Annotated in this window: 21 protein-coding genes and 1 pseudogene; 6 read left to right on the forward strand and 16 right to left on the reverse strand. The window is 53.5% G+C overall.

From position 1 onward, the window contains the following. Window positions 1–335 precede the first annotated feature (335 nt). From WNZ14_RS22385 to WNZ14_RS22425, 9 genes are all read right to left on the reverse strand, one after another. Window positions 336–542 carry a heavy-metal-associated domain-containing protein gene (locus WNZ14_RS22385; RefSeq protein ID WP_269391823.1) on the reverse strand — a complete coding sequence of 69 codons (207 nt, stop codon included), beginning with the start codon at window positions 540–542 and terminating at the stop codon, window positions 336–338. A gap of 71 nt (window positions 543–613) precedes the next feature. Then, window positions 614–3,001, reverse strand: coding sequence for a copper-translocating P-type ATPase (locus WNZ14_RS22390; protein WP_342870903.1), 2,388 nt, complete (start codon window positions 2,999–3,001; stop codon window positions 614–616). A 17-nt stretch (window positions 3,002–3,018) separates the two neighbouring features. Continuing rightward, a complete protein-coding gene (locus WNZ14_RS22395; protein WP_342870904.1) occupies window positions 3,019–3,450 on the reverse strand; it encodes a cytochrome c in 432 nt (143 codons plus the stop codon). A gap of 155 nt (window positions 3,451–3,605) precedes the next feature. Continuing rightward, complete coding sequence (gene petA / locus WNZ14_RS22400; RefSeq protein ID WP_342870905.1) at window positions 3,606–4,145, reverse strand: ubiquinol-cytochrome c reductase iron-sulfur subunit; 540 nt, start codon at window positions 4,143–4,145, stop codon at window positions 3,606–3,608. A gap of 129 nt (window positions 4,146–4,274) precedes the next feature. Beyond that, complete coding sequence (locus WNZ14_RS22405) at window positions 4,275–4,748, reverse strand: c-type cytochrome (RefSeq protein WP_342870906.1); 474 nt, start codon at window positions 4,746–4,748, stop codon at window positions 4,275–4,277. A gap of 31 nt (window positions 4,749–4,779) precedes the next feature. Next, entirely contained in the window at window positions 4,780–5,841 is a 1,062-nt protein-coding gene (locus WNZ14_RS22410; protein WP_342870907.1) for a YncE family protein, read from the reverse strand. A gap of 28 nt (window positions 5,842–5,869) precedes the next feature. Then, a complete protein-coding gene (locus tag WNZ14_RS22415; protein WP_342870908.1) occupies window positions 5,870–6,193 on the reverse strand; it encodes a DUF5676 family membrane protein in 324 nt (107 codons plus the stop codon). Then, on the reverse strand, window positions 6,186–6,527 hold the full coding sequence (locus WNZ14_RS22420) for a YHS domain-containing protein (protein ID WP_342870909.1): 342 nt from the start codon (window positions 6,525–6,527) through the stop codon (window positions 6,186–6,188). The genes WNZ14_RS22415 and WNZ14_RS22420 overlap by 8 nt, the downstream gene beginning before the upstream one ends. Window positions 6,528–6,775: 248 nt before the next feature. Further along, window positions 6,776–7,138 carry a hypothetical protein gene (locus tag WNZ14_RS22425; RefSeq protein ID WP_342870910.1) on the reverse strand — a complete coding sequence of 121 codons (363 nt, stop codon included), beginning with the start codon at window positions 7,136–7,138 and terminating at the stop codon, window positions 6,776–6,778. 223 nt (window positions 7,139–7,361) lie between these two features. Between WNZ14_RS22425 and WNZ14_RS22430 the strand changes: the two genes are divergently transcribed. Next, window positions 7,362–7,802 carry a hypothetical protein gene (locus WNZ14_RS22430; protein ID WP_342870911.1) on the forward strand — a complete coding sequence of 147 codons (441 nt, stop codon included), beginning with the start codon at window positions 7,362–7,364 and terminating at the stop codon, window positions 7,800–7,802. 769 nt (window positions 7,803–8,571) lie between these two features. Beyond that, window positions 8,572–9,024 (forward strand): DUF411 domain-containing protein, encoded by a 453-nt coding sequence (locus WNZ14_RS22435; RefSeq protein ID WP_342870912.1) that lies wholly within the window; start codon window positions 8,572–8,574, stop codon window positions 9,022–9,024. 493 nt (window positions 9,025–9,517) lie between these two features. Here WNZ14_RS22435 and WNZ14_RS22440 read toward each other — a convergent pair. The 5 genes and pseudogenes from WNZ14_RS22440 to WNZ14_RS22460 form a co-directional block, all read right to left on the reverse strand. After that, window positions 9,518–9,619 (reverse strand): annotated as a pseudogene (locus WNZ14_RS22440) (transposase domain-containing protein); the annotation flags it as partial. Window positions 9,620–9,661: 42 nt separating this feature from the next. Further along, on the reverse strand, window positions 9,662–9,973 hold the full coding sequence (locus WNZ14_RS22445; RefSeq protein ID WP_342870913.1) for a hypothetical protein: 312 nt from the start codon (window positions 9,971–9,973) through the stop codon (window positions 9,662–9,664). A 234-nt stretch (window positions 9,974–10,207) separates the two neighbouring features. Further along, window positions 10,208–10,528, reverse strand: coding sequence for a hypothetical protein (locus WNZ14_RS22450; RefSeq protein ID WP_342870914.1), 321 nt, complete (start codon window positions 10,526–10,528; stop codon window positions 10,208–10,210). 207 nt (window positions 10,529–10,735) lie between these two features. Continuing rightward, window positions 10,736–11,122 carry a hypothetical protein gene (locus WNZ14_RS22455; RefSeq protein ID WP_342870915.1) on the reverse strand — a complete coding sequence of 129 codons (387 nt, stop codon included), beginning with the start codon at window positions 11,120–11,122 and terminating at the stop codon, window positions 10,736–10,738. Window positions 11,123–11,236: 114 nt separating this feature from the next. Continuing rightward, window positions 11,237–11,500 (reverse strand): hypothetical protein, encoded by a 264-nt coding sequence (locus tag WNZ14_RS22460; protein WP_342870916.1) that lies wholly within the window; start codon window positions 11,498–11,500, stop codon window positions 11,237–11,239. Between the two features lie 444 nt (window positions 11,501–11,944). On the opposite strand from WNZ14_RS22460, the gene WNZ14_RS22465 reads away from it, so the two are divergent. The 4 genes from WNZ14_RS22465 to WNZ14_RS22480 all read left to right on the forward strand — a co-directional run bounded on the left by WNZ14_RS22465 (window position 11,945) and on the right by WNZ14_RS22480 (window position 17,765). Then, window positions 11,945–13,036: an IS5 family transposase gene (locus WNZ14_RS22465; RefSeq protein WP_342870917.1), complete on the forward strand. Its 1,092-nt coding sequence runs from the start codon at window positions 11,945–11,947 to the stop codon at window positions 13,034–13,036. A 672-nt stretch (window positions 13,037–13,708) separates the two neighbouring features. Continuing rightward, window positions 13,709–15,115: a replication initiation protein gene (locus WNZ14_RS22470; RefSeq protein WP_342870918.1), complete on the forward strand. Its 1,407-nt coding sequence runs from the start codon at window positions 13,709–13,711 to the stop codon at window positions 15,113–15,115. A 176-nt stretch (window positions 15,116–15,291) separates the two neighbouring features. Beyond that, window positions 15,292–17,190 (forward strand): AAA family ATPase, encoded by a 1,899-nt coding sequence (locus tag WNZ14_RS22475; RefSeq protein WP_342870919.1) that lies wholly within the window; start codon window positions 15,292–15,294, stop codon window positions 17,188–17,190. A gap of 5 nt (window positions 17,191–17,195) precedes the next feature. After that, window positions 17,196–17,765, forward strand: a complete 570-nt coding sequence (locus tag WNZ14_RS22480) for a hypothetical protein (RefSeq protein WP_342870920.1) — start codon at window positions 17,196–17,198, stop codon at window positions 17,763–17,765. 65 nt (window positions 17,766–17,830) lie between these two features. Here WNZ14_RS22480 and WNZ14_RS22485 read toward each other — a convergent pair whose 3' ends face one another. Together WNZ14_RS22485 and WNZ14_RS22490 are read right to left on the reverse strand one after the other, a co-directional pair. Then, complete coding sequence (locus WNZ14_RS22485) at window positions 17,831–19,291, reverse strand: hypothetical protein (RefSeq protein WP_342870921.1); 1,461 nt, start codon at window positions 19,289–19,291, stop codon at window positions 17,831–17,833. A gap of 635 nt (window positions 19,292–19,926) precedes the next feature. Next, entirely contained in the window at window positions 19,927–20,487 is a 561-nt protein-coding gene (locus WNZ14_RS22490) for a fasciclin domain-containing protein (protein ID WP_342870922.1), read from the reverse strand. Window positions 20,488–20,682 lie beyond the last annotated feature (195 nt).

Consider the following 20,682-nt stretch of genomic DNA (forward strand, 5'->3'; position numbering starts at 1 on the left):
TAACCGCTGACATCTGTAATCCTTCCCATGATGGGAAGGTCAAGAGCGTTTTTGCCTCTTTTGAGAACTCTGGTTTCGCAGAGGGGAGGTGACCCATTATTGGACGCAGCCAAAAGGTGATCAGGCCTAACTAGCGACGGCTTGCATCCACTACAGCGGAGAAGCGGCCCGCAAATTGCCAAGCTATCGAATTTGGTCTTGAAATGTTGGACGGCTGAGGCGCACCTGATTTGAGCAGACCTACGGTGGAACCCAAATGGACGTCCCCAGGCACTTGGATGGTTCACTGAAAAACGGTCGCCCCACGCTTTTGCGGAGGGCGACCGGATTGGCAATCAGAGTTTCACGTAGGATACCGGATATCCGGCATTCTTGATCGCGTCGCTGATGACTGCCGGGTCAAGGCTGGTCTGCACTGTCGCCTTCTTCGAGGCCAGGTCGATCGTTGCGATCGCGGCGGGATCAGCTGCTTTAATCGCTTTCTCGACCGTGCCGCGGCAATGGCCACAGGTCATATTTTTGACGTCGAACTCATAGGTCATTCTGTTTCCTTTCAAAGCTGCTCGCCTGATATGGGGCTTCCCACGATGGGAAGGTCAAGGGGTGGCAATCTTTAAAATCTGAGGCTTCGCAGACGAAGTGAATTCATAACGACCGAGATTGACGAAGCACTCATGGCAAAAGCGGCAAACATCGGGCTAATCAAGATGCCAAACCACGGATAGAGCAATCCCGCCGCAATCGGCACACCGACGGCATTGTAGACCAGGGCGAAAAACAGGTTCTGGCGGATATTGCGCATAGTCGCCTTACTGAGCCGCCGAGCACGCACAATCCCGTCCAGATTGCCGCTAACCAGTGTGAAGCCTGCACTCTCGATGGCGAAGTCCGCTCCAGTGCCCATGGCAATGCCCACATCGGCTTGTGCAAGCGCCGGCGCGTCATTTACGCCGTCGCCAGCCATGGCAACCTTTCGGCCCATATCCTGAAGTTCGCGAATGATCCGTGCTTTGTCTTGAGGCAGCACATCGGCTCGAATTTCGTCGATACCCAGTCGTCCCGCTACGGCTTTGGCTGTCCGTTCGTTGTCGCCTGTGGCCATGATGATGTGGAATCCGAGCTCGTGCAGAGCTTTGAGTGCTGCTGGCGTCGTTTCCTTTACGGGATCGGCAACGCAGACCAGACCGACAATGGTGCCATCGAGGACAACGAACATCACTGTCTCGCCTTCGTCACGACGAGTGTTTGCCTTATCCATAAGTGACGGAGCCGCCAGCCCCATCTCGGTCATCAATCTCAAATTTCCCAGCGCGATCTGGCGGCCGTTGACGACGCCCTTCACACCCATCCCTGTGACGGCTTCGAATTCGGTGGCGGCGGCCATTACTATATGCCGTTCTTCCGCGCCTCTTACGATCGCCTCGGCGAGCGGATGTTCCGATCCCCGTTCCAAAGAGGCGGCGAGTTGCAAGACCTCGGCTTCGTCGTGGCCAGCTTCAGGCAATACAGCGACCAGACGCGGCTTGCCTTCAGTCAAAGTGCCGGTCTTGTCCACGATCAGCGTATCGACTTTCTCGAACCGCTCCAGCGCCTCCGCATTTTTGATCAAAACTCCAGCCTGAGCTCCTCGGCCTGTCGCGGTCATGATTGACATCGGGGTCGCGAGACCGAGCGCACAGGGGCACGCTATGATGAGCACTGCGACGGCGGCGATGAGTGCATAAGAGAACGCAGGGTCAGGTCCCAAAAGCGCCCACGCAGCGAAGGCCAGCACTGCGACGCCTATAACAATAGGCACAAAGTAGCCCGAAACCTTGTCGGCGTATTTCTGGATTGGCGCACGTGAGCGTTGGGCGTTTGCCACCATCTCGACGATCTGGGAAAGCATCGTGTCAGCGCCAACCCGTGTGGCCTCTATTATCAGACTTCCAGTGCCGTTGATCGTTGCTCCAGTCACCGGATCGTCCGCAACCTTTTCAATCGGGACGGGTTCTCCCGAAATCATGCTCTCGTCAATCGAGGAGCGACCATCAAGGACGATGCCATCAACAGGCACCTTGTCACCCGGCCGGACGCGCAATCGATCGCCGACTTGTACTTCTTCGAGCGGTATTTCTTCCTCGCGCCCGTTTTCCCGGATCACGCGGGCCGTCTTCGCTGCCATGTCGAGCAAAGCGCGGATGGCTCGTCCTGTGCCTTCGCGCGCTCGAAGTTCCATCAACTGGCCAAGAAGGACCAGGGTGACAATCACCGCGGCGGCTTCGAAATAGACGCCGACATGCCCCTCACTGTTGCGGAAGCCATCCGGAAAAATGCCGGGCACCAGAACGGCGACAATACTGAACAGCCAAGCAGCCATCACGCCCATGCTGATCAGGCTGAACATGTTGAGCTTCAACGTTCGGAATGATGTCCATCCGCGAACAAGAAATGGCCAGCCAGACCAGAGAACGACAGGCGTGCCAAGGGTCAATTCGATCCAGAGCGTCGCTCGTTCTCCCAGGATTTCACGCACATTGGCAAGACCGACATATGGTCCCATCGTCAAGACAAGCAGCGGGATACTCAGAACCACTGCGACCCAAAAGCGGCGGGTGAAGTCCACCAACTCCGGATTTGGTCCGTCACCCTCCATCGCTGACGACTCAAGCTCAAGTCCCATCCCGCAGATCGGACACGATCCCGACTTGGTCTGACGAACTTGGGAATGCATCGGGCAAGTGTAGACCGGGCCAGAGTAATCGGATGGCACCTTGTCATACTGGCGATCATCGTTCTTGTTCTTGACAGCTTTAAGTCCGCCGTGGCTGTGACCACTCCCGTGTTCGTGTCCTCCATGGCCGTCGTCGTGACTGTCGGTTGGGCCCTCGGGTACCAAGTCCATATGGCATTTTGGACAGTCCCCGGGTCCTGTGCGCCTGACTTCCGGGTGCATCGAGCAGGTGTAAACCGTGCCGGAGAAATCGGCTGGGACCTGATCGTCGACGTGTTCCTCTTTCATAATCGATTCCCTTCCGGTTACATTTTGTGCGGTTTGTAGGTGATGCCGTTGGCGAGTTGTATCTCGCGGACGTAGCTGACTATTTTTGCAACCTCGTCAGGTGTCACCTGACCTAGTTTCGGCATATTTCCGAATGGCCAATGGTGTTGAGGAACACCGTTGGCTACCGCGCTATAGAAAGCCTCATCGGGATGATGTCCGGGATTGTAGATATCATGAATCAAAGGCGGCCCTTTGTCAGTGCCTGATGCGTTCTTGCCATGGCAAGCGGCACAATTGGTGTCAAACAACGACTGTCCATCTTTGGCTTCGTTGCTCAATTCGGACATTAACACTTTTGCATAGTTTGCTTCCGGCTCTGGCTGGAAATAGTTATAAACAATACCCACTATTCCAAGCCCGAAGAATCCGAGAACAAATAGCTTTGGAAGATTTGCACTTGTTTTCAACTTCTATCTCCATGTATTCCAATTTTCACAATTCATAATCTATCTGCAGGTATGCTTCGGGCAGATGCCGCGCTCCCATCGGGGTCCTGATTGCGCCGAAGAACCTCGTTGATTTCTGAACGGAATTTGCCACGATCTGATCGTCTACAAGCAAATCAACCGATAACGACTCTTCTGTTCTGAATCAGCTCATAGGGAGGAATGACGAGGTTCCTGGGTGCAGGACCGCGCCGAACCCGGCCTGACGTGTCGTATTGCGAACCGTGGCATGGACAAAACCAACTGCCCCAATCGCCCTTTGGATCGCCTTCTTTTTGTCCCAGAGGAATGCAGCCCAGATGTGTGCATACCCCGACGACGACAAGCCATTCCGGATTCTGCACGCGATCCGCGTCATGTTGCGGGTCTATCAGTTTCGCGTTGTCGTCGGCGACCGCCGCAGCTATCTGCGGAGGTGTCCTGTGATCAATAAAAATCGGATGCCCACGCCACTTTACGGTTACCCTTTGACCAAGTTCAATTGCCGAAATCGGGACCTCGACTGACGCCATGCCTCTTACACTTGCCGAAGGGTTCATACTGTCAATAAAGGGCCAGGCAAATGCAGCGGCTCCTACAACAGCCATCGATCCCGTTGCGATAAAAATGAAATCGCGCTTTGTAATCAGTTGTTCTGAATCATCGTCTGTAGACATCTCTAGTCCTCAACTTCCTACCGCGAAAAAGCACAAGGCCGTCTTCGGCGTGAGCTCTCACCTGTGACGTCGATCCGACGTGGACATTGTAGTTTCCGGTTTTGCTTTCCTGGGGGCTTCCGCTCCCATCTAATCCATGTTGCCCATCAAATTCTTGATGCGTTCAGGAATGTCTTTTTTGGAGAACTGCGATTGGGCTTCTGCATCGTGGACGAAGGCGATGATGTCCGCCAATTCGGTGCCGGTCAGACTGATAGGCTCACCAAGCTCTTCGCGCTGCATGGCGACCATCGCTTCTGCTCCGCGCCACATACGCGCAGCGAATTCAAACGGATTCATGGGCAACACCATGGTCGATGCATCGAGCGGCGGCGCATCTTCGCCGCCGACCCCGTTCACCGAGTGGCAAACGACACAGCCTTTGCTTGCGAAAAGCTGCCTTCCACGCGCAGGGTCCATTGTCGGCACCATCAAGCCGGGCCCCATCATGTCTTTCATCATTCCGGTTTCCTGGCTGGCGGCTAGGTTGGGCTGCCACGCGGTTACGAATACGCTCGTAACCACTGCGGCAAGGGCGGTTTTTCCAATTCGAATGTTGGACATAATGATCTCCTTTGGACGATTTGTTGGGAAATTACGGAAGCACGACCATCTGGTGGCCCTCGCCGGAAACGGCGATTTCGCCGATTACCGCGAGATCGATCTCGTTGATGATCCAGATCCTGGGTTCGTCGCGGCTCGATACGTAAATCTTGCCAGTGCCGTCGATCGTAGTCAGATGATACGGAGCGGGCGACAGTGAAGCGGTTCGCATCGCACCGGATTGCAGATCGATCGCGACAAGCTTGTCTTCGCTCTTTCCGCTGACGAAGAGCGTGCTCCCGTCGTCCGACAAGTCGAGCCCGTGCAACTCTCCTCCAATCTCGAATGAGCGGAGAATGGCACCATCGGACACCGCAATCTCATGGATTTTGCCGATATCTGCGTCGGTCACATATAGCGTGGCCCCGTCGCCGGAGATGACCACATGCTCGGGAGCTGTACCAACAAGCAAATTGCTTCTGACAAATCCCTTCTCGACATCGACTTCACTGATTGTGCCGTTGCCTGAATTGGTTACGAAAACCGAAGCGCTGTCTCCGGAAAAAACAGCATAATTCGGTGCCGATCCAGTTGGAACAAAGGCCTTGAAAGCCAAGGTTTCGAGATCGATTATGCTTATCCCGTCACCTGATGGATGAGTAGCTGCAGCGTAACGACCGTCGGGCGAAACAGCAGTATGATGAACAGCGCCGGGCACTTCGATCCGACGCAGTATCTCACCAGACTTTGCGTCGAGGATGGTCAGAATGCTGATCGCGGCATCCTTGGGCATCGCCCCCGCTGCGGGTTTGGCGTGATGGGCCGCATGTTCGTCCTCCGCCACACCTTCTGGCTTAGCGAGTGCCGGGGCCGCGGTGCCTTCGACCTCGGAATAGCTGCCGGCGACGAGGTACCGAACACCAGGTGCACCAGAAAGGCCGTGAATGGCATCTAAGCCGGTGATCTTGCGTTCGACCGTGCCAGTGTCTGTATCGACGACGATGATTTGATCTGCGCTGCCATCAGCAATGTAGACCGTCGCGGCCGTCGCTGACGCCGAAGTCAGGAGAACGGCGAGAATTGCCGAAAGAGAAAGTTTCAATGGCGATGTCATAGTTGAGTTCCTTTTATTGTGCGTTGCATCAACGTGCCCAACGGGCAGAGAAATAATTGAATAGCGGCGCGAATATCAGCGCGACGAACCAGCCATAGGCAAAGGCCTCCACCCCGCCGAGCAGAAAGCTTGACCAAGTCAACCAAGAGAAGCCGGGAAGCAGTTTCAACCACGTCTGGTACATGGCCTGCCCGGGGAAGATGAGGTCGAAGCCGACACACAGCGCAAACGTCACCGCGAGAAAAATGCCCAAGCTCATGCCGAGCGCGACGACCGGGATATGCGGTGGACGGATCACGGGCAGAGGTATGCCTGCCCGGTGAGTTTGATCGGTTTTTGCAAGGCTAACCATGAGCTTGCTCGCTCATGTCTGGGATGGTTCCCTTAGCTTCAGCAAGATAGGAATCTGGTGCGGCCTCGAAGCGCTCGCGGCATTCCCGCGAACAAAAGTAGTAGACGTGGCCCTCATGGACGGCTGACTTCGAGTTTCGTGTCTGAACGGTGATTCCGCACACAGGGTCAGTGTCAGTCTCCGGGGCAGTCCATCGGACATCAGCCGCCGAACTGCTCGGCTTGTCGCGGGTTGCTCCTGACTTGCCGTGACCCATGACGTGAGCGCCACAGCCAAACCGCATCATGATGAAGATGAGGCCGGCCCAAAAGAGAAAATAGAGGATAGTTTCCATTGCATGCTCCACGCGCAAATCTGAATGCGCATTCGCCGTTTCGGCTTTGTCCGAACTGTGCTTGAGCCAACGAAGGTGGCCGGCGGATAGCGGAGATGCGTTGGTGAGCGATTCAACTCAACCGTCGGCATCGAACGCCATTCCGTTGGCCGCCATGCTCGCGTGAAAGGAGATGAACCGCTAAAAACAGCAGACAGCTCTATTGACGCAGCTGGAACAAGCTCAGCCGGAAGTACGAATCCGTCGTGTCAGGAAATTTTGGGAGGGGGAGATGGGAACTTGGAAAACGGCTGCTTCACGAATGCCTGGATCGAAGAAATCGCGACCGCTACGGCGTTTTCATGGCTCAATGCCTCAAACGGCAAAATCGCCGCAGCATGGCAATGCATTTGGTCCGCGCATTGCGGTGAGTGCGGCGACGCATCGCGTTCGGAGTTTCCAGAATCAGGCGAATGGGTAGAAACCACGACCGTCTGCATGCCTGAGAATTCGCTGGCATGAGTTTGATGCAGGGAAATGGCGGAGAAGTACAGAGCCACGATGACCACAAGCGTCAGGGTCTGCCAGGTGAACTGGCCTCCTTTCAATCTGCGGTTTCGACGTGTTGGCACGTTATCAAATCCCTATTGAAGATTACTATTACCACATCGAATCCCCGGCCTTCATTGACATGGGTCAAATTGGCATCAAGGCTATATCCAACACCGGTATGCGATTTGGGATGCGTCTCGGTACGCGCCTGCAAGCCAGCCAAGGTGCGCCAGGCCGGAAGTCCAACCCGCATTCCTGATGTTTGCAGGCAAAGAGAAAAAACAACGGGGGTGCGGATCGCTCATGAGCGGGATTACACGGCAACCAGAATTCGGAATTGTAATATTTTCGTTCCTACTGCATTTCGTTTGGGAGTATCTACAGGCACCCACCTATATAGGCATGATGGAATTGCCCCACTGGGAAGGCGTTAAACTATGCACCTCGGCGACCATCGGTGATGTCGGCTTTGCATTAATTGCCTTTTGGGTTGCGAGCGCCTCGGTCCGATCACGCGGCTGGTTGATGTCACCCAAGACACTCCCGTTTCTTGTCTATCTCGGTGTGGGTGTGGCGCTGACAATCGGTTTTGAATACTATTATACCCAGATTACCCATCGTTGGGCCTATTCCGATCTCATGCCGCTGGTCCCTCCGTTCAACACGGGCATGAGTCCGCTCCTTCAGTGGTTGGTGGTCCCCCCGATCGTGCTTTGGCTAAGCCGTCGACATATTGGTCACTAGTCTGATTGATCTTCGCGGGGCACCCACATCACGATCGTCAGGCAAGACCAATGGACGATCAATCTACTTTCACAGCGCGGTACCGCCTCGAAGACAACGTCTGATCCCCAAATGCCCTTACCTCAGGCAGTGGGGGCGCTGCGGCATTGAGCCTCGGGACGCCCCCGGATGACCTCTTCCAAGCACCGCTACTACATGCGACAATAAATGGATGAGGTTCGCGAAGGTCATTCAACAACTGCTGATCGTGTCCGCCCTACTGGGGATCATCCTTGGTCCCTTCAGTCTGGTGGTGGCGGATAGCGCCATGGCGTCTTCGAAAATTGTGGGAATGGGAGGCATCGGGAACACGAGCATGCCTGCCAGCGATCCCTGTTGCCAGAATGAAATGCCAAGCTCACGGGACTGCCAAAAGACATGTCCGCTTCCATTGCTGTGCGCGACTACCATCATCTTTCAAAAGACAACGGCAGTCGCTTGGTCTCATGATTCCGACTGGGTGCCCGTGATTTCCATGTGGAAGCCATATTTGGGAATGGCTTCATTTATGCCTGCTCCGCCAATCCGTCCTCCACGAAGCTGACTTCAAGTCGTAATTCCGCGTCGTCGTGTGTGGACAGCCTGATCTCGCAACTGGACCACCCGCTCCGGGGCGAAGGTAAGTCTGCGCGCGCGCAGCGCGGCTATCCAAATCTGCAATTTCGTCAAACAGGTGTGATGTGGTCACTGCAACGCGCAACGTCACGTCCAGAAAACAAGGAAAATACCAATGAAGAGAAGAGATTTTATCCGCGCTGCGGCCGCTGTATCAGCCGTGTCTCTCGCTACGAGAAACGCTTTTGCTGCAGAGTCCATGACCGTTTACAAAGACCCAAATTGCGGCTGCTGCCATGCATGGACGAAGGCGATGCAGAACGCTGGCTATGCTGTCGAGATTCATGACATCGACGACTTATCGGAGATCAAACAGAAGTATGGGATTTCCGCCGAACTTCAGGGATGCCACACGGCAGTCATGGCCGGCTACTTCATAGAAGGCCATGTGCCGCTTGAATCGGTGAATTGGTTGTTGACGGAGCGGCCTGAAATCGCGGGCTTGGCAGTTCCTGCAATGCCATCTGGATCGCTGGGCATGGGCGATGATCCTAGCGCGAGCTATGACGTATTGGCAGTTGACCGGGCTGGGAAAGCGACGCTCCATACGGCTGTCCGTCCGACGTAGCCGAGACGGTGGGCAGTAGCCCTTTCTCTGAAACACCTCTCCATCCACGTCAAGTATCGGATGGAGAGGTGTTCGACCACATCAAGGTATTGCCATGAACCGCAACTCATTCGGTGAGAAACACCCTACTGGTACGACGTGGCTTTGAGCAGAAGTAAAAACTGAAGACGCCGGGGCACTCAACTTTGTCATTTGGGCTGCGAGCGAGCGATCCAAACTGGTTCTGCCTTCCTCCGCAGCTTTCATCATATTTGCCGTTTTCAATGCGGGAAAATAGTACATCTAAGGCCGTCATATTCGACAAAAAGAGATCCCGGAGGTTACCTTCCGGGGGCCTTTTCTTTGGTCGCGTCTTTGGAGGCGACCTCCGAGAAATCCCGGGGGTGCAAAGCGATTGCTGGCTATTCAGATTGTCTTGCAACTTGAACACCAGCTCTTTTGTTCAGAAATAATTTCTTGCTCACGATCCCGGTCTTATTAAGCGGTGTTCTGATCACACCTTGGCAGGATGGTTCCAAGGAAGCAGCTCATCGATCCGGCTCTGTTTATGACCGTTCAATATGGCGGTAAGTGTCCTTATCAGATAGCCCTGCGGTCTGTTTCACTTCAAACTTGAGTTCGCCAATTATAAATATATTTAGAAAGGAAATTCGTCAATAAACGGAAATTCTTTGAATTTGCGTGCCGACCAGCCCATTGTGTGTTCCAATACAAGATCAGTAACTGATCCAATATCAACATCTTCAGAGATATAAAATCCGCGCTCGGTTTCGGCGCGTTGTTTTTTTGCTCTATGCCAGTCGATGATACAGAGATTCAAATGTCCTCGGTCCAGGTATTTTTGAATGGAGTGGAGCGGCTTCTGCGCAAAGTGAGACAAGAAAAAATCAGCCGCTTGTGCTTCGAGTGAGTGATTTGAAGATCCAAAAATTGTCTCTTGCTCTGCCATTTTATTGTCCTTATTTATCGGTCAGTCGCACATAGAACAATATTTCTCAACCACAATGGCTTCGCCAAAATAATTATCGCCGTTGCCGGAAATTGTCGGATTTAAATGTCTCCAGTTGAGAAAACAATGCGAGACATCGATGCAAGCCACCACCGTCGGCGCAAATTGGATCACTACGTGAAACCAGGCAAAACCGTTTTCTATTTACGGAGTAACGGGGGGAGAATGTGGAAATCATTTCTTCGTGTTGACCATTGGAACAAGCTTGTCAGCATCAAGCCGATGAACACGACGCTTGACCTTTCTCTCAGCCATCCGCGCAGAATACCCAGAGGATACTAGATAGTTGATCGCCATGCTCTCCAGTGCGGTGACACGGCCGACATCTTTGGCGGATTTAGCTTGCTCCGCAGTGTGTCTGTAGACGGCAACGGCAGCAGCAAGCGCGGTGTCGACAGCATGAACTTCAGGACAACGAGCGCCCTTCAGATCTGCTCTCCAACGGCGTGTAGCAATCAGTCCCTTGTTCTTTTCGTCTCTTGCAGTCCTCGGCATCTCTTCGGTTCCCAATCCTCACTACGTGACATCACTACGGGAATTCTGCCGTCGTACAAAGCAAGGAACAAAGCACACCTTATGCGATCCTCACGGACATCTGGCGGGCTTATGCGATTTGAGCGGACAAAAATGGCGTCTGGCTTAGGCTTACGCGATATATATGAGACACAAGCGTTCCATTTGTCACTTATGTGAGACGTAAATCTATTTCGCGGGACGGCCTGGGAGCTTCGTCTTGAGTTCACCAGAGCGCGCCCGAGCCGACACAGTGAATGGAACGCCTGACTTGTCCGGGAAAACCGACGCCAGGTGCGCCCGAATGGCATCGGCACCATTTGCGTTCGATGCAAGGAGCGAGATTGCGGCGTCGGCGAGTGCGTCACGTGTCGTCTCGGTGTTAAACGGAAGATCACCTACGGATTTCTTTTTAGCTATCGCCTTGCGGCTCTCGCGCTGAAGCTTGGCTTTATATGCGCGGTGCTGCTCTTCAGTCATGTCAGCAATGCCGACAGTTGTCGCTGCCGTCCGAGTGCGCTTAGGCTCATCGATAAGGCTGTCGAGCATCTGAATTTCAAGTGAAGTAGTTTTCATGTCCGTCTCCCGAATAGTTTCTACATGTAGAATGCGCTTCGGCGGAACCTGATGCAAATGATTTCTACATGTAGAAATATAAATCTATTCTACATGTAGAAATTGATTTCGGATTTACGAGAACTGCTGCTCTCTGAATTCCTGCCAGGACTTTGTACCGACGTCGGCTTTCACGGCAGCGGTGAGAGCGTCGACGGTGACGTCGGTATATCTGTAGTCGGGTTTGTCGCCGTCATTGAACTCCTCGTTGCCGAGCCAGAAGGCGACTTCATGGTAATCACCCTTGGAGAAGTCTTTAAAGACGTCTCGGACAAATGTATTCTCGTGGACGGCAAGCTCATATAAGAAATCCTGGGTGGCTGTGACTAGTTTTTGCATAATTATGTCTCCTTTGTATTGTGAATATACAGTATAACACGTTTATATAATTAATTCAACTGTTTATATTAAAGATGTAACGTTGACAATATGCTATAGATGCGTTTCTACAGGTAAAATCGTTATGAGTCTTTCGAGATTTTATTATAGCCGTCCTAAATTTCTACATGTAGAAACGATTCTAAAAATGTCTGCGCGCACTGGAGGTCTTCGACGCTCCGCCAAATGGATATCCTTGGTCTTCCTTTTAACGCCAGCTGATATCGGCGGGACTTCGTAATCTGAACCCAAGGGAAGACAACATATGAACCCAAGGGAAGGCATCAGGCTATCTGCTCGAGACCCCTTGATGTTTTCTTTTCAGAAGCTGGACACCTCTAAAAACCTCCCCCTTTTGGTCGTTTTCTGATTCAATCGACCTGTATGATTTGCAGGGAGCGGATGATGCGTGGACAGCCTGGGTTTTGGGATTTGGACGAACGGTACGAGCGTCTGAGTGCCGTCGGTGATCCTCTGGAGAAGCTCAACATCATCATCCCCTGGCCGGTATTCGAGAAGCCTTTGGCAAAGGCGCTGAACCGGTCGGATGGATCTAAGGGTGGACGTCCTGCTTTCCCGTCGGTGCTGATGTTCAAGATCCTGGTGCTGCAGGCGCTCTACAATTTGTCGGACGACCAGGCCGAGTTCGTGATCCAGGACCGGCTGTCGTTCATGCGGTTTTTGGGTCTGTCCCTGTCGGAGAAGGTGCCGGATGCCAAGACGATCTGGCTGTTCCGCGAACGTCTGGTTCGGGCTGGTGCCATCGACGATTTGTTCGCCCGTTTCGACAAACATCTCTCGCGGTCGGGCTACCTGGCAAAGGGTGGTCAGATCATTGATGCGACGATCATTCAGGCTCCCAAGCAGCACAATAGCCAGGACGAGAAGGCGGCGATCAAGGCTGGTGAAATACCATCGGAGTGGAAAGACAAGCCCGCCAAGCTCGCGCAGAAGGATCGCGACGCGCGCTGGACGGTGAAGTATTCCAAGGCAAAGCAGCCCACCGAAACGCCGACATCAGCCGCGACGAAGCAGCATGACATTGCCATTCCCATGTTCGGCTACAAAAACCATGCCGGCATCGACCGAGCGCACGGCTTCATCCGGGGATGGACTGTGACGAGTGCAAGCGCCCATGACGGTGCCCAGCTCCGGAACGTTGTGACGAAGGACAACACGGCATCGACGGTCTGGGCCGACAGCGCCTATCGCTCGAAGACCAATGAGGAATGGCTGCAGGACAACGGCCTGAAGTCCGATATCCATCAGAGGAAACCAAAGGGCAAACCCATGCCGGAAGCGATGTCGCGGGCCAATGGCCGCCGTTCGAAAGTGCGCTCCGCGGTCGAGCATGTCTTCGCAAGGCAGAAGGACAAGATGAAGCTCTTCATCCGCACCATCGGTATCAGCAGAGCGAAGGCGAAGATCGGCATGGCCAACATCGCCTACAACATGCTCCGCTATGTCTGGCTCACCGGAAAACCGCACGCCGCATGACGACCGGCCGAAAGGCCGAAAGGCAAGCCGCCAATGCGAAAATCAATGCAAAAACGACAGGCCTTCCTGGCACCGTTCACCCGGAAAACAGCTATCCGCCCGTCAACTCCACCGCTGCCAGTAAATAGAGGTGTCCAGCTGATGGCTTGGTAGGAAGGCCAGATTCTGGTGACGAGCAAAAACAAAAACAAGCGCAGCGCCCCGTCCTCTGTTCTTAACTATGCGGAGCTTGGAGAACCCAGATTCGTAGATTCGGAGAACCCTTAATTGGGTGACAGGGCTATTAAGTATATAGTCTTCTAGTATCACCATTAAATTCTGCTGACTTCCGTAGAGTGGGCATGGGCAAACTAGGTATCTCTTGGTGTGAAGATGTTAAAACTAGGAAAACAATCCTATGTCCTCGCGTATAGGAAACACTATAGACTGGCGTATTATATATAGTCTTCTAGTATCACCATTAAATTCTGTTAACGATTCTAGACTGGGCATGGCCGCAGAGCCTCTGACGTGGTGTGAAGATGTTAAAAGCAGGGGTTTCTAGTGTAAGGATGTAAAGGATTATTATGTCTTGGTGAATTATATTTAGATTTTACACTGATAAACTGTTGCATTTAGCTACGCCGACAGACAGTATATTTAAATCAGAAGTTCATTGGATAGATTTGTTACATGGCTGTCATTGAGAAATACGTTCGGGAAGATGGGAAGATAGTTGTTGAAGGCAAACAACTTCGTGGAGATGATATCATCCGTGGAATTGATCGTGCCGGCTATCGGGCAGGGGATTGGGTCAAGGAGACCTCAACGTCTAAGCGCCATCCTAGTGACGAGCCACAGATCGCTCGTGAACGCATCCTGATTGAAACTATGGCTATCGTCGGTGCCGATGAGCTGACTGCGCAAGACATCGCCGTTCACGAATACCTCATGGCATGCGCCCGCAAGTCGAATATGACGCTGCCAACGCACCGCATCCGGATGTCACAGCTTTCCGACTACCTCGGTGTCACTCAACATGAGCGTGTTTGGAGTTCTCTTGAGCGCCTGATGCGTACTCTCGTCCGCTACCATGTGACAGACCCTAAGACGAACAGGCGTGTCTGTAGGACTCTACTTGAGGCTGTTAGCATGTCGACCAATCGTCTGACCCAGAAGACCATGCTTGACTACACCATCCCTGGTGTCATCCGAGAAGCCATTTTGCAGTCTCGCAGCTACACGTGGCTCGACATCAATGTGTTCCCGAAATTCAAGTCGAAGTACACTGGCCGTCTGTATCCCAAATTGGCTCTCATGGCTGGCTATGATTTCCGCGTTCGGAAGGATTGGAAGCCTACGATCTCTGAGCTGGCAGCGTTCATTGGATATGCTGCCAAGGGCGAAGACATCCATGTTGCTTCGTTCATGAAAGTGATCGACAAGGCACTGGCAGAGATCGATGAACATGTGCAGGGTTTCAGTGTGTCCTGCACGAAGCCTTTGCGTGGCACTGGTCGCGGTCGAGCTATCCCAGATGATGCAACTTTCATCATCAAGTGCAGCGACACCAAGGTCGATGTGCTGGCACGCCGTCCTGCTGAGCTGACTGAGCAGCAGATCGCAAAGATTGAAGACCGCCGTCATTCTCCGCTCGAAGAAATCGAACATCCGCCAGTCAAATATTTTGCTCAGGCTCAGGCGCTCACTGGTATTCCAGCCGAGCAGATTTCGGATCGCTGGCGCATGAATGTGGTTGATGCACGGCTGCATCCAGACAAGCGGTTCGGTATTTTCAGTGGTGGGCATTTCATCCAGATGCTCGACAGCGAAGGTTTCAAGATCGCGTTCAAGCACTGGATCAACTGGAGCGTCAACGTGAGCGGAGACCTCGTACGTGAGCATGTCATTCCCGACTATAGCATTCCAGTCGACAGCTCAGGCCGTGATTGGATCGCAAGCGAGCCTTGGTTTAAAGACGACCACTGGGTCGACCCTGAGCTTGCCATGCCAGAAGACGTCAATCTGGATTCGCACTTCTGCGACGACGCTGCACCAAAGATTTTCAGGCACGTCGACGATAGCCATATCCCTTTCTGATACGATCGCTTTCTGTTAACCTAACACCCGGATGCCGCGTTGACTGAAATGATCACACGCGGCATAGTTGAGCCGACAACGAGAGAGACCTGTGTCATGAACACCCTGCGAATAGCCAAGATAGCTGCCTAACGCCCACCAGGGCGACAGCTATCCCTATTCCGCAGGAGTCTCCCATGTTTACTCGCCCCACTCTCGAGCGTGCCGTCGCTGATCTTCATATCGCCCGTGCCCTCAAGCCATTTCTCCGCTCAAAACGATTCATCATCGTCATCACACTTCCGTGGAACGCCGAGGTCGGCGAGTGGAAGGAATCCGTGGCCGACATGGTGAAGGTGTCAGATGGCGAGGATTGGCAAGACGCCATGAGCGGATCAGATTGTCGCGTCGATTTTGTGATGACTGAAAACAATGCAAGCCAAGGCCTTGAAGGGGTCAGCATCGGGCGTCTCAGGTCCGTGATCCTCGTCACTGCTGAGCAGACGGAAACTTTCTTGGGTCATCCATCTGTCGGGGCGGCTGATGCTGTCGTCCGCATCGACACGATCTCGGCCTCTTACATGCAGCGGGCATTTTCTATTTCGATCGGTCGCAAGATTGATGAAGCCGAAGCTTCCGATCTGGTGTCGATGCATGCAAAGTGGCGGCGCATTGTCGTCCGTGCCGGCCGCAATTCACGAGCCGCCGTTGCCGCTTTCAAGCGGTCTAAGGCGCGCGACCTGGCTCACATTGAGGCTTTCGAGAAGAAGTCACAGATCACCGACGGCCCGCACCTCGATGACATGCACGGCTACGGCGAAGCGAGAGAGTGGGGTCTCGAATTCGCCAAGGATATCGCTGACTACAAAGCTGGCAAAATCGCATGGAAGGATGTCGACTCTGGGCTTTTGATTTCGGGGCCTCCTGGATGTGGGAAGACCACTTTTGCCGCCGCTCTGGCACGCACGTGCGACATGAATTTTGTTGTCGGAAGCTACGCCATCTGGCAGAGCCATGGTCATCAAGGTGACATGCTCAAGGCTATGAAAAAGGCTTTTAAGCAAGCCCGTGAGAAGGCTCCGTGCGTCTTGCTGATCGACGAAATTGACGGTTTTATGGATCGCGAAACCAACGCCGATAGGCACAACGGCGACTACCTTAGAGGCGTTGTGAATGGGCTTTTGGAGGAACTCGATGGCTCCATCAGTCGTGATGGCGTTGTCGTGATTGGTGCATGCAACAATGCCGCCATTGTAGACGTCGCGCTCTGCCGTCCAGGTCGTCTTGATCGTCACATCGCTATCGGACTTCCTGACGATGATGCAAGAATGTTGATCCTCAAGGGCTATTTGCAGTCTGATCACGACCTCGACATGCGGCCCTTCCGTACGAAGACACAGGGTATGACAGGAGCCGACCTCGAAAAGCTTGCTCGTGACGCTCGACGGCTGGCTCGTCGTGAGCGCATCACCGTGGAATATCGTCATGTGAATGCGTGTCTTCCTCGTCGCGAGAGGCGCACTGATGACCAGATGTATCGTATCGCGGTCCACGAAATCGGGCATGCTGTTGTCGGTACTGTGCTGCAATATGCTCCGCTCGTAGAGGTCTTTATTGAAGACCATTATGTACCAAACAGTGGCGACCAGATCGCGGGGACTTGCACCTTTCAGATCGATTCTGGACAGCGCCAGGATCAGCAAAGAATCGCTGACCGGATTTGTACAGGCCTGGGTGCAATGGCATGCGAGCAAATTATCTTTGGGTCACATGGTGACGGTGTCATCGCCGATTTGATGGAAGTCACAACCGCCGCCACTTTTGCGCTTGCAGCGGTTGGAATGGGTGACACTCTTTCCTCAGCTGGTCTCCGCGATCCCGAGAGCTTGGCTAGGCTCCGTATGTATGACCCACGGCTCAGCGAAAGGGTGGAGGACTTGCTCCAGCAGCAGCTCGTCAGAGCGCGTGAGATTCTCGAAGAGCGGCGTGATGTCGTTGAGTTTCTGATCTCCGAGCTTGTGCAGAGGACAAGGCTGCCAGGGTCTTTCGTGTATTCGCGGCTTGAAGTTCCTCAGCCTGCTCAGAATTTCGGGTGATCGACATGGCTTTCACAAAGAAATTCTACATCAGCGACACCCATTTCGGGCATCAGCGCATGCTCGACATGCAGCCACGACCATTCGCCGACATCGAAGAACACGACGAATGGATGGTCACCTGCTGGAACGATGTCATCGGGCGTGATGACATCGTCTATCACTTGGGCGATTTCGCTGCACGTCTGCATGAGACCGATCGCATTCAAGCGCTCTTCAGCCGTCTCCACGGCAGGAAGCACCTCATCATCGGCAACCATGACCTCGACAAAAAAGGTGCCTTGCATCCGACCCTGGCCGCACTGGATTGGGAGAGCCGCCCTGAACACGGTCTTCGAACAAAAGACAGCGGGCATGACCTGTGGCTCGCTCACTACGCTGGGCGCACATGGCCGTCATCACATCATGGGGCTTTCCATTTCTACGGTCACTCGCACGGACGACTCCCGGGTGTCGGTCGGAGCCGTGATGTCGGCGTTGATGTCGAAGACGTGGCTTTCACACCTCGGTCTTTCACAGAGCTGACCAAAGGCATTCTGGAAGCCGAAGCGGAAAGCCTTGTTTTGCAAGGATAGACGGCTCCTTAGTGTAGTTATAAGGGCTTAACTACACAACTAAGGTATGGAAACATATACGCCATCTAGTTCATGCTATTCGGGTCGAGTGACCAATAGCGGTCATGATATTCATCAGGAACGCCGCGAGTGTGGGCATACAAAATCATATTTTCATATGTCTGCAGTACCTTGAATTTCTCCTTCAATTTCTCGTCGTAGTTATAGATGGCCTGGCTAACGCTATCTCGACCCTCGTTCTTGTGGGTCACCGTTTCGACCGACTTGTGACTGACAAATCCCAAGCTTGTCCAATCGTCCATGTGCGTGGTGAAAGCCTTCCGATGGTCATGACTTCCCTTGAATGTCGTCGGCAGCGGTCCGTCTTTCTTTCGCGCTGCTCCGATGGCATTCTTAATAGCTGAATAGCTCAAATGTCCCTTGGAGCGATCATCGGATTTCCCTTTGTCGGGACGCAGGGGCGGGAGCAGATAGACGTTTTCAGGCACTGAAAGGGCTTCATCCGTGAGCATCTCATGCACGACGTAGCTGGCAACATCGGGTAGGGGCAAGAGCCTGTAAGCCGCCATCTTGTCGGGACCGAGCGCCCAGACATATCGCCATGGTCGCCCTGGCGTTCTCACGAATTCACTCTTGTGCGCCGACAGGACGGTCTCGATGCGCTGGCCAGTCAGAAGCTGTAAGCGGATCGCGTGGACAATGCTGGGATCACATTCGTAGTCAGATGTCAGCCATTTGAATGCAAAATTATGGAGCTGGATCGGGCTTGCGAGGATCGCCGTGAAGGTCGCCTTTGCGCGTACATCCGTAGCGTCTTGTGTCGGTCGCTTTGGGACAGGAACCATGACCGCAACATTCATTTCCAGCTGAGAATCCTTGTATACTTCAGGGCTGGTGACCCATTTGAACGCAGCTCTGATAGCTGCATGGGTGTGCCTCATTTGATTCCAGTTTCCGCCTTTGCCTTTGGATTTTCCCCGATCCTGAATCGATAAAAGGACGGCACTGATGTCGCTCGGACGGATGGACTTAATGGGCATGCCATGAAGGGCTTTGAAGTCCTTTGCGACAATGCCTTTCTCATATGCCCCAATCGACTTGCGATAGTCGTCATATGTCGCTTTGCTCAGATTATCGTTGGCGTACTCGAGAAACCGATCCCGCATCATTTCCCACGTCCATTCGCCAGCAGCGACACCTGCGACCTCGACGGATTTCTGGATATCTGCGCCGCCAGAATGAACGAATGCATTGATAAGCACTTTGGGATCGCGATCCGCTTTGACTTCCAATTTTAGCTGCTTCACCAGAGCGCGGAGCTTTCCCAGTTCGTCATCCTGAAAGGTGTCCAAGCGACAGAGACTTGTCTTCCCGTCGCGGGTAGCCCAGAACCACAGGCATTGACCGTTGCGCACACGGAGCATCAAACCGTGTGTTTCCTGGTCTCGGTATTCCAGAACTTCCCGCTTTTTGGCTGCCGATCTGGCTGCCGTGATTGTTCTGTCGTTGATGTGGACCTTGACCATGAGCTGATATCCAAATTGCGTCGAGGGTCACATTAGGGTCACATGGCAGAAAAGCAATCAGCGATCGGTCGAATCTCAGAATGAGCCACATTATCAGGGGAAAACTTAGCAATTTCAGTGTTTTCAATATGTTGACAATGGTGAGACGCATCGAAATTAGTCAGCCGTTAACTGAAATATGCTCTCAAAAGGCTATAACCGCTGACTCTTAATCAGCGGGTCCACGGTTCGAGCCCGTGCGCGCCCACCATTTTTTTCTCTAGATTACCGAATGAAAACAATGGTGTTTTGGCTCACCCTTGTTCGTCACTGACGGTGACACCTCCATTGGGACCACGTCAACGGCGTTGGTCGATTGAGGTGTGGTGCTCTCGAAAGGGGTCACCCATGCAATTCCAGCTCCAGAACGGCAGATTTTGCGCTAGATCGCTGACGTGGGCTGAATGTCGGGGTTTTCTGAAACTTGACGTACCCAGCGATGGCCGATCGGCAGGGACCGTACATCTCGCATCGGTTGTTGACGACGGTTGGTTTTCACAAGGGCCCGCTATGCGGCATTCCATCTTGGAAAAGCCAATCGCCGCCATCTCCTGAGAGACAGCGGCGATCAGGTCCGGACTTTGCGGACGCAACTGCTACTTCGGGAGCAGCACTTTATTGATCACGTGAATGACGCCGTTGGACTGGTTTACGTCAGCAATGGTGATCTTGGAGGCACCACCGCTTTCATCGAAAATGTAGAGATTTTTCCCTTTGACGACAGCCGTGAGCGCATCGCCTGAAACGGTCTGCATGTTGTAGCGACCACCATTGGCCTTTGCCATGCGTACCAGGTCAGTGCTCGACAGATCGCCGCTCACCACATGGGCGGTCAAGACCTTCGTCAGCATGCCCTTGTTCTCAGGCTTCAACAGCGTGTCGACAGTCCCATCGGGCAGCATCTCGAACCCGGCGTTGACCGGTGCAAACACTGTAAAGGGGCCTGCAGTTTGAAGCGTATCGACCAGACCTGCGGCCTTGACGGCAGCCACCAAGGTGGTGTGGTCCTTGGAGTTAACGGCGTTTTCGACAATGTTCTTTTCAGCATACATGGCAGCGCCGCCAACCATCGGATTTTGTGCGAAAGCAGAAGTGGCGCTGAAGCTGGAGGCGATGGCAATGAGGCCAGCGAATGCAGTTTTGCGTAGGTGTGTCATGATATTCACTTCCTGTTTTTTGATCAACAAACAGGTAGACGGCAGGTCGAGCCAGAAAGTTTCACAGGGTTTGCAAAAGCGGTGGGCGCGATTGTGTCGGGCCGATCGGTCTGCCAAATATCGGAGCTCGCGTTGGCAGGAAGCAGACGTCTACGAGAGAGTGTAGGTGTGGCAGGAAACGGGCCGAAGCGACCC

It is taken from the genome of Hoeflea sp. AS60, from assembly GCF_038900115.1.
GTDB lineage: Bacteria > Pseudomonadota > Alphaproteobacteria > Rhizobiales > Rhizobiaceae > Hoeflea.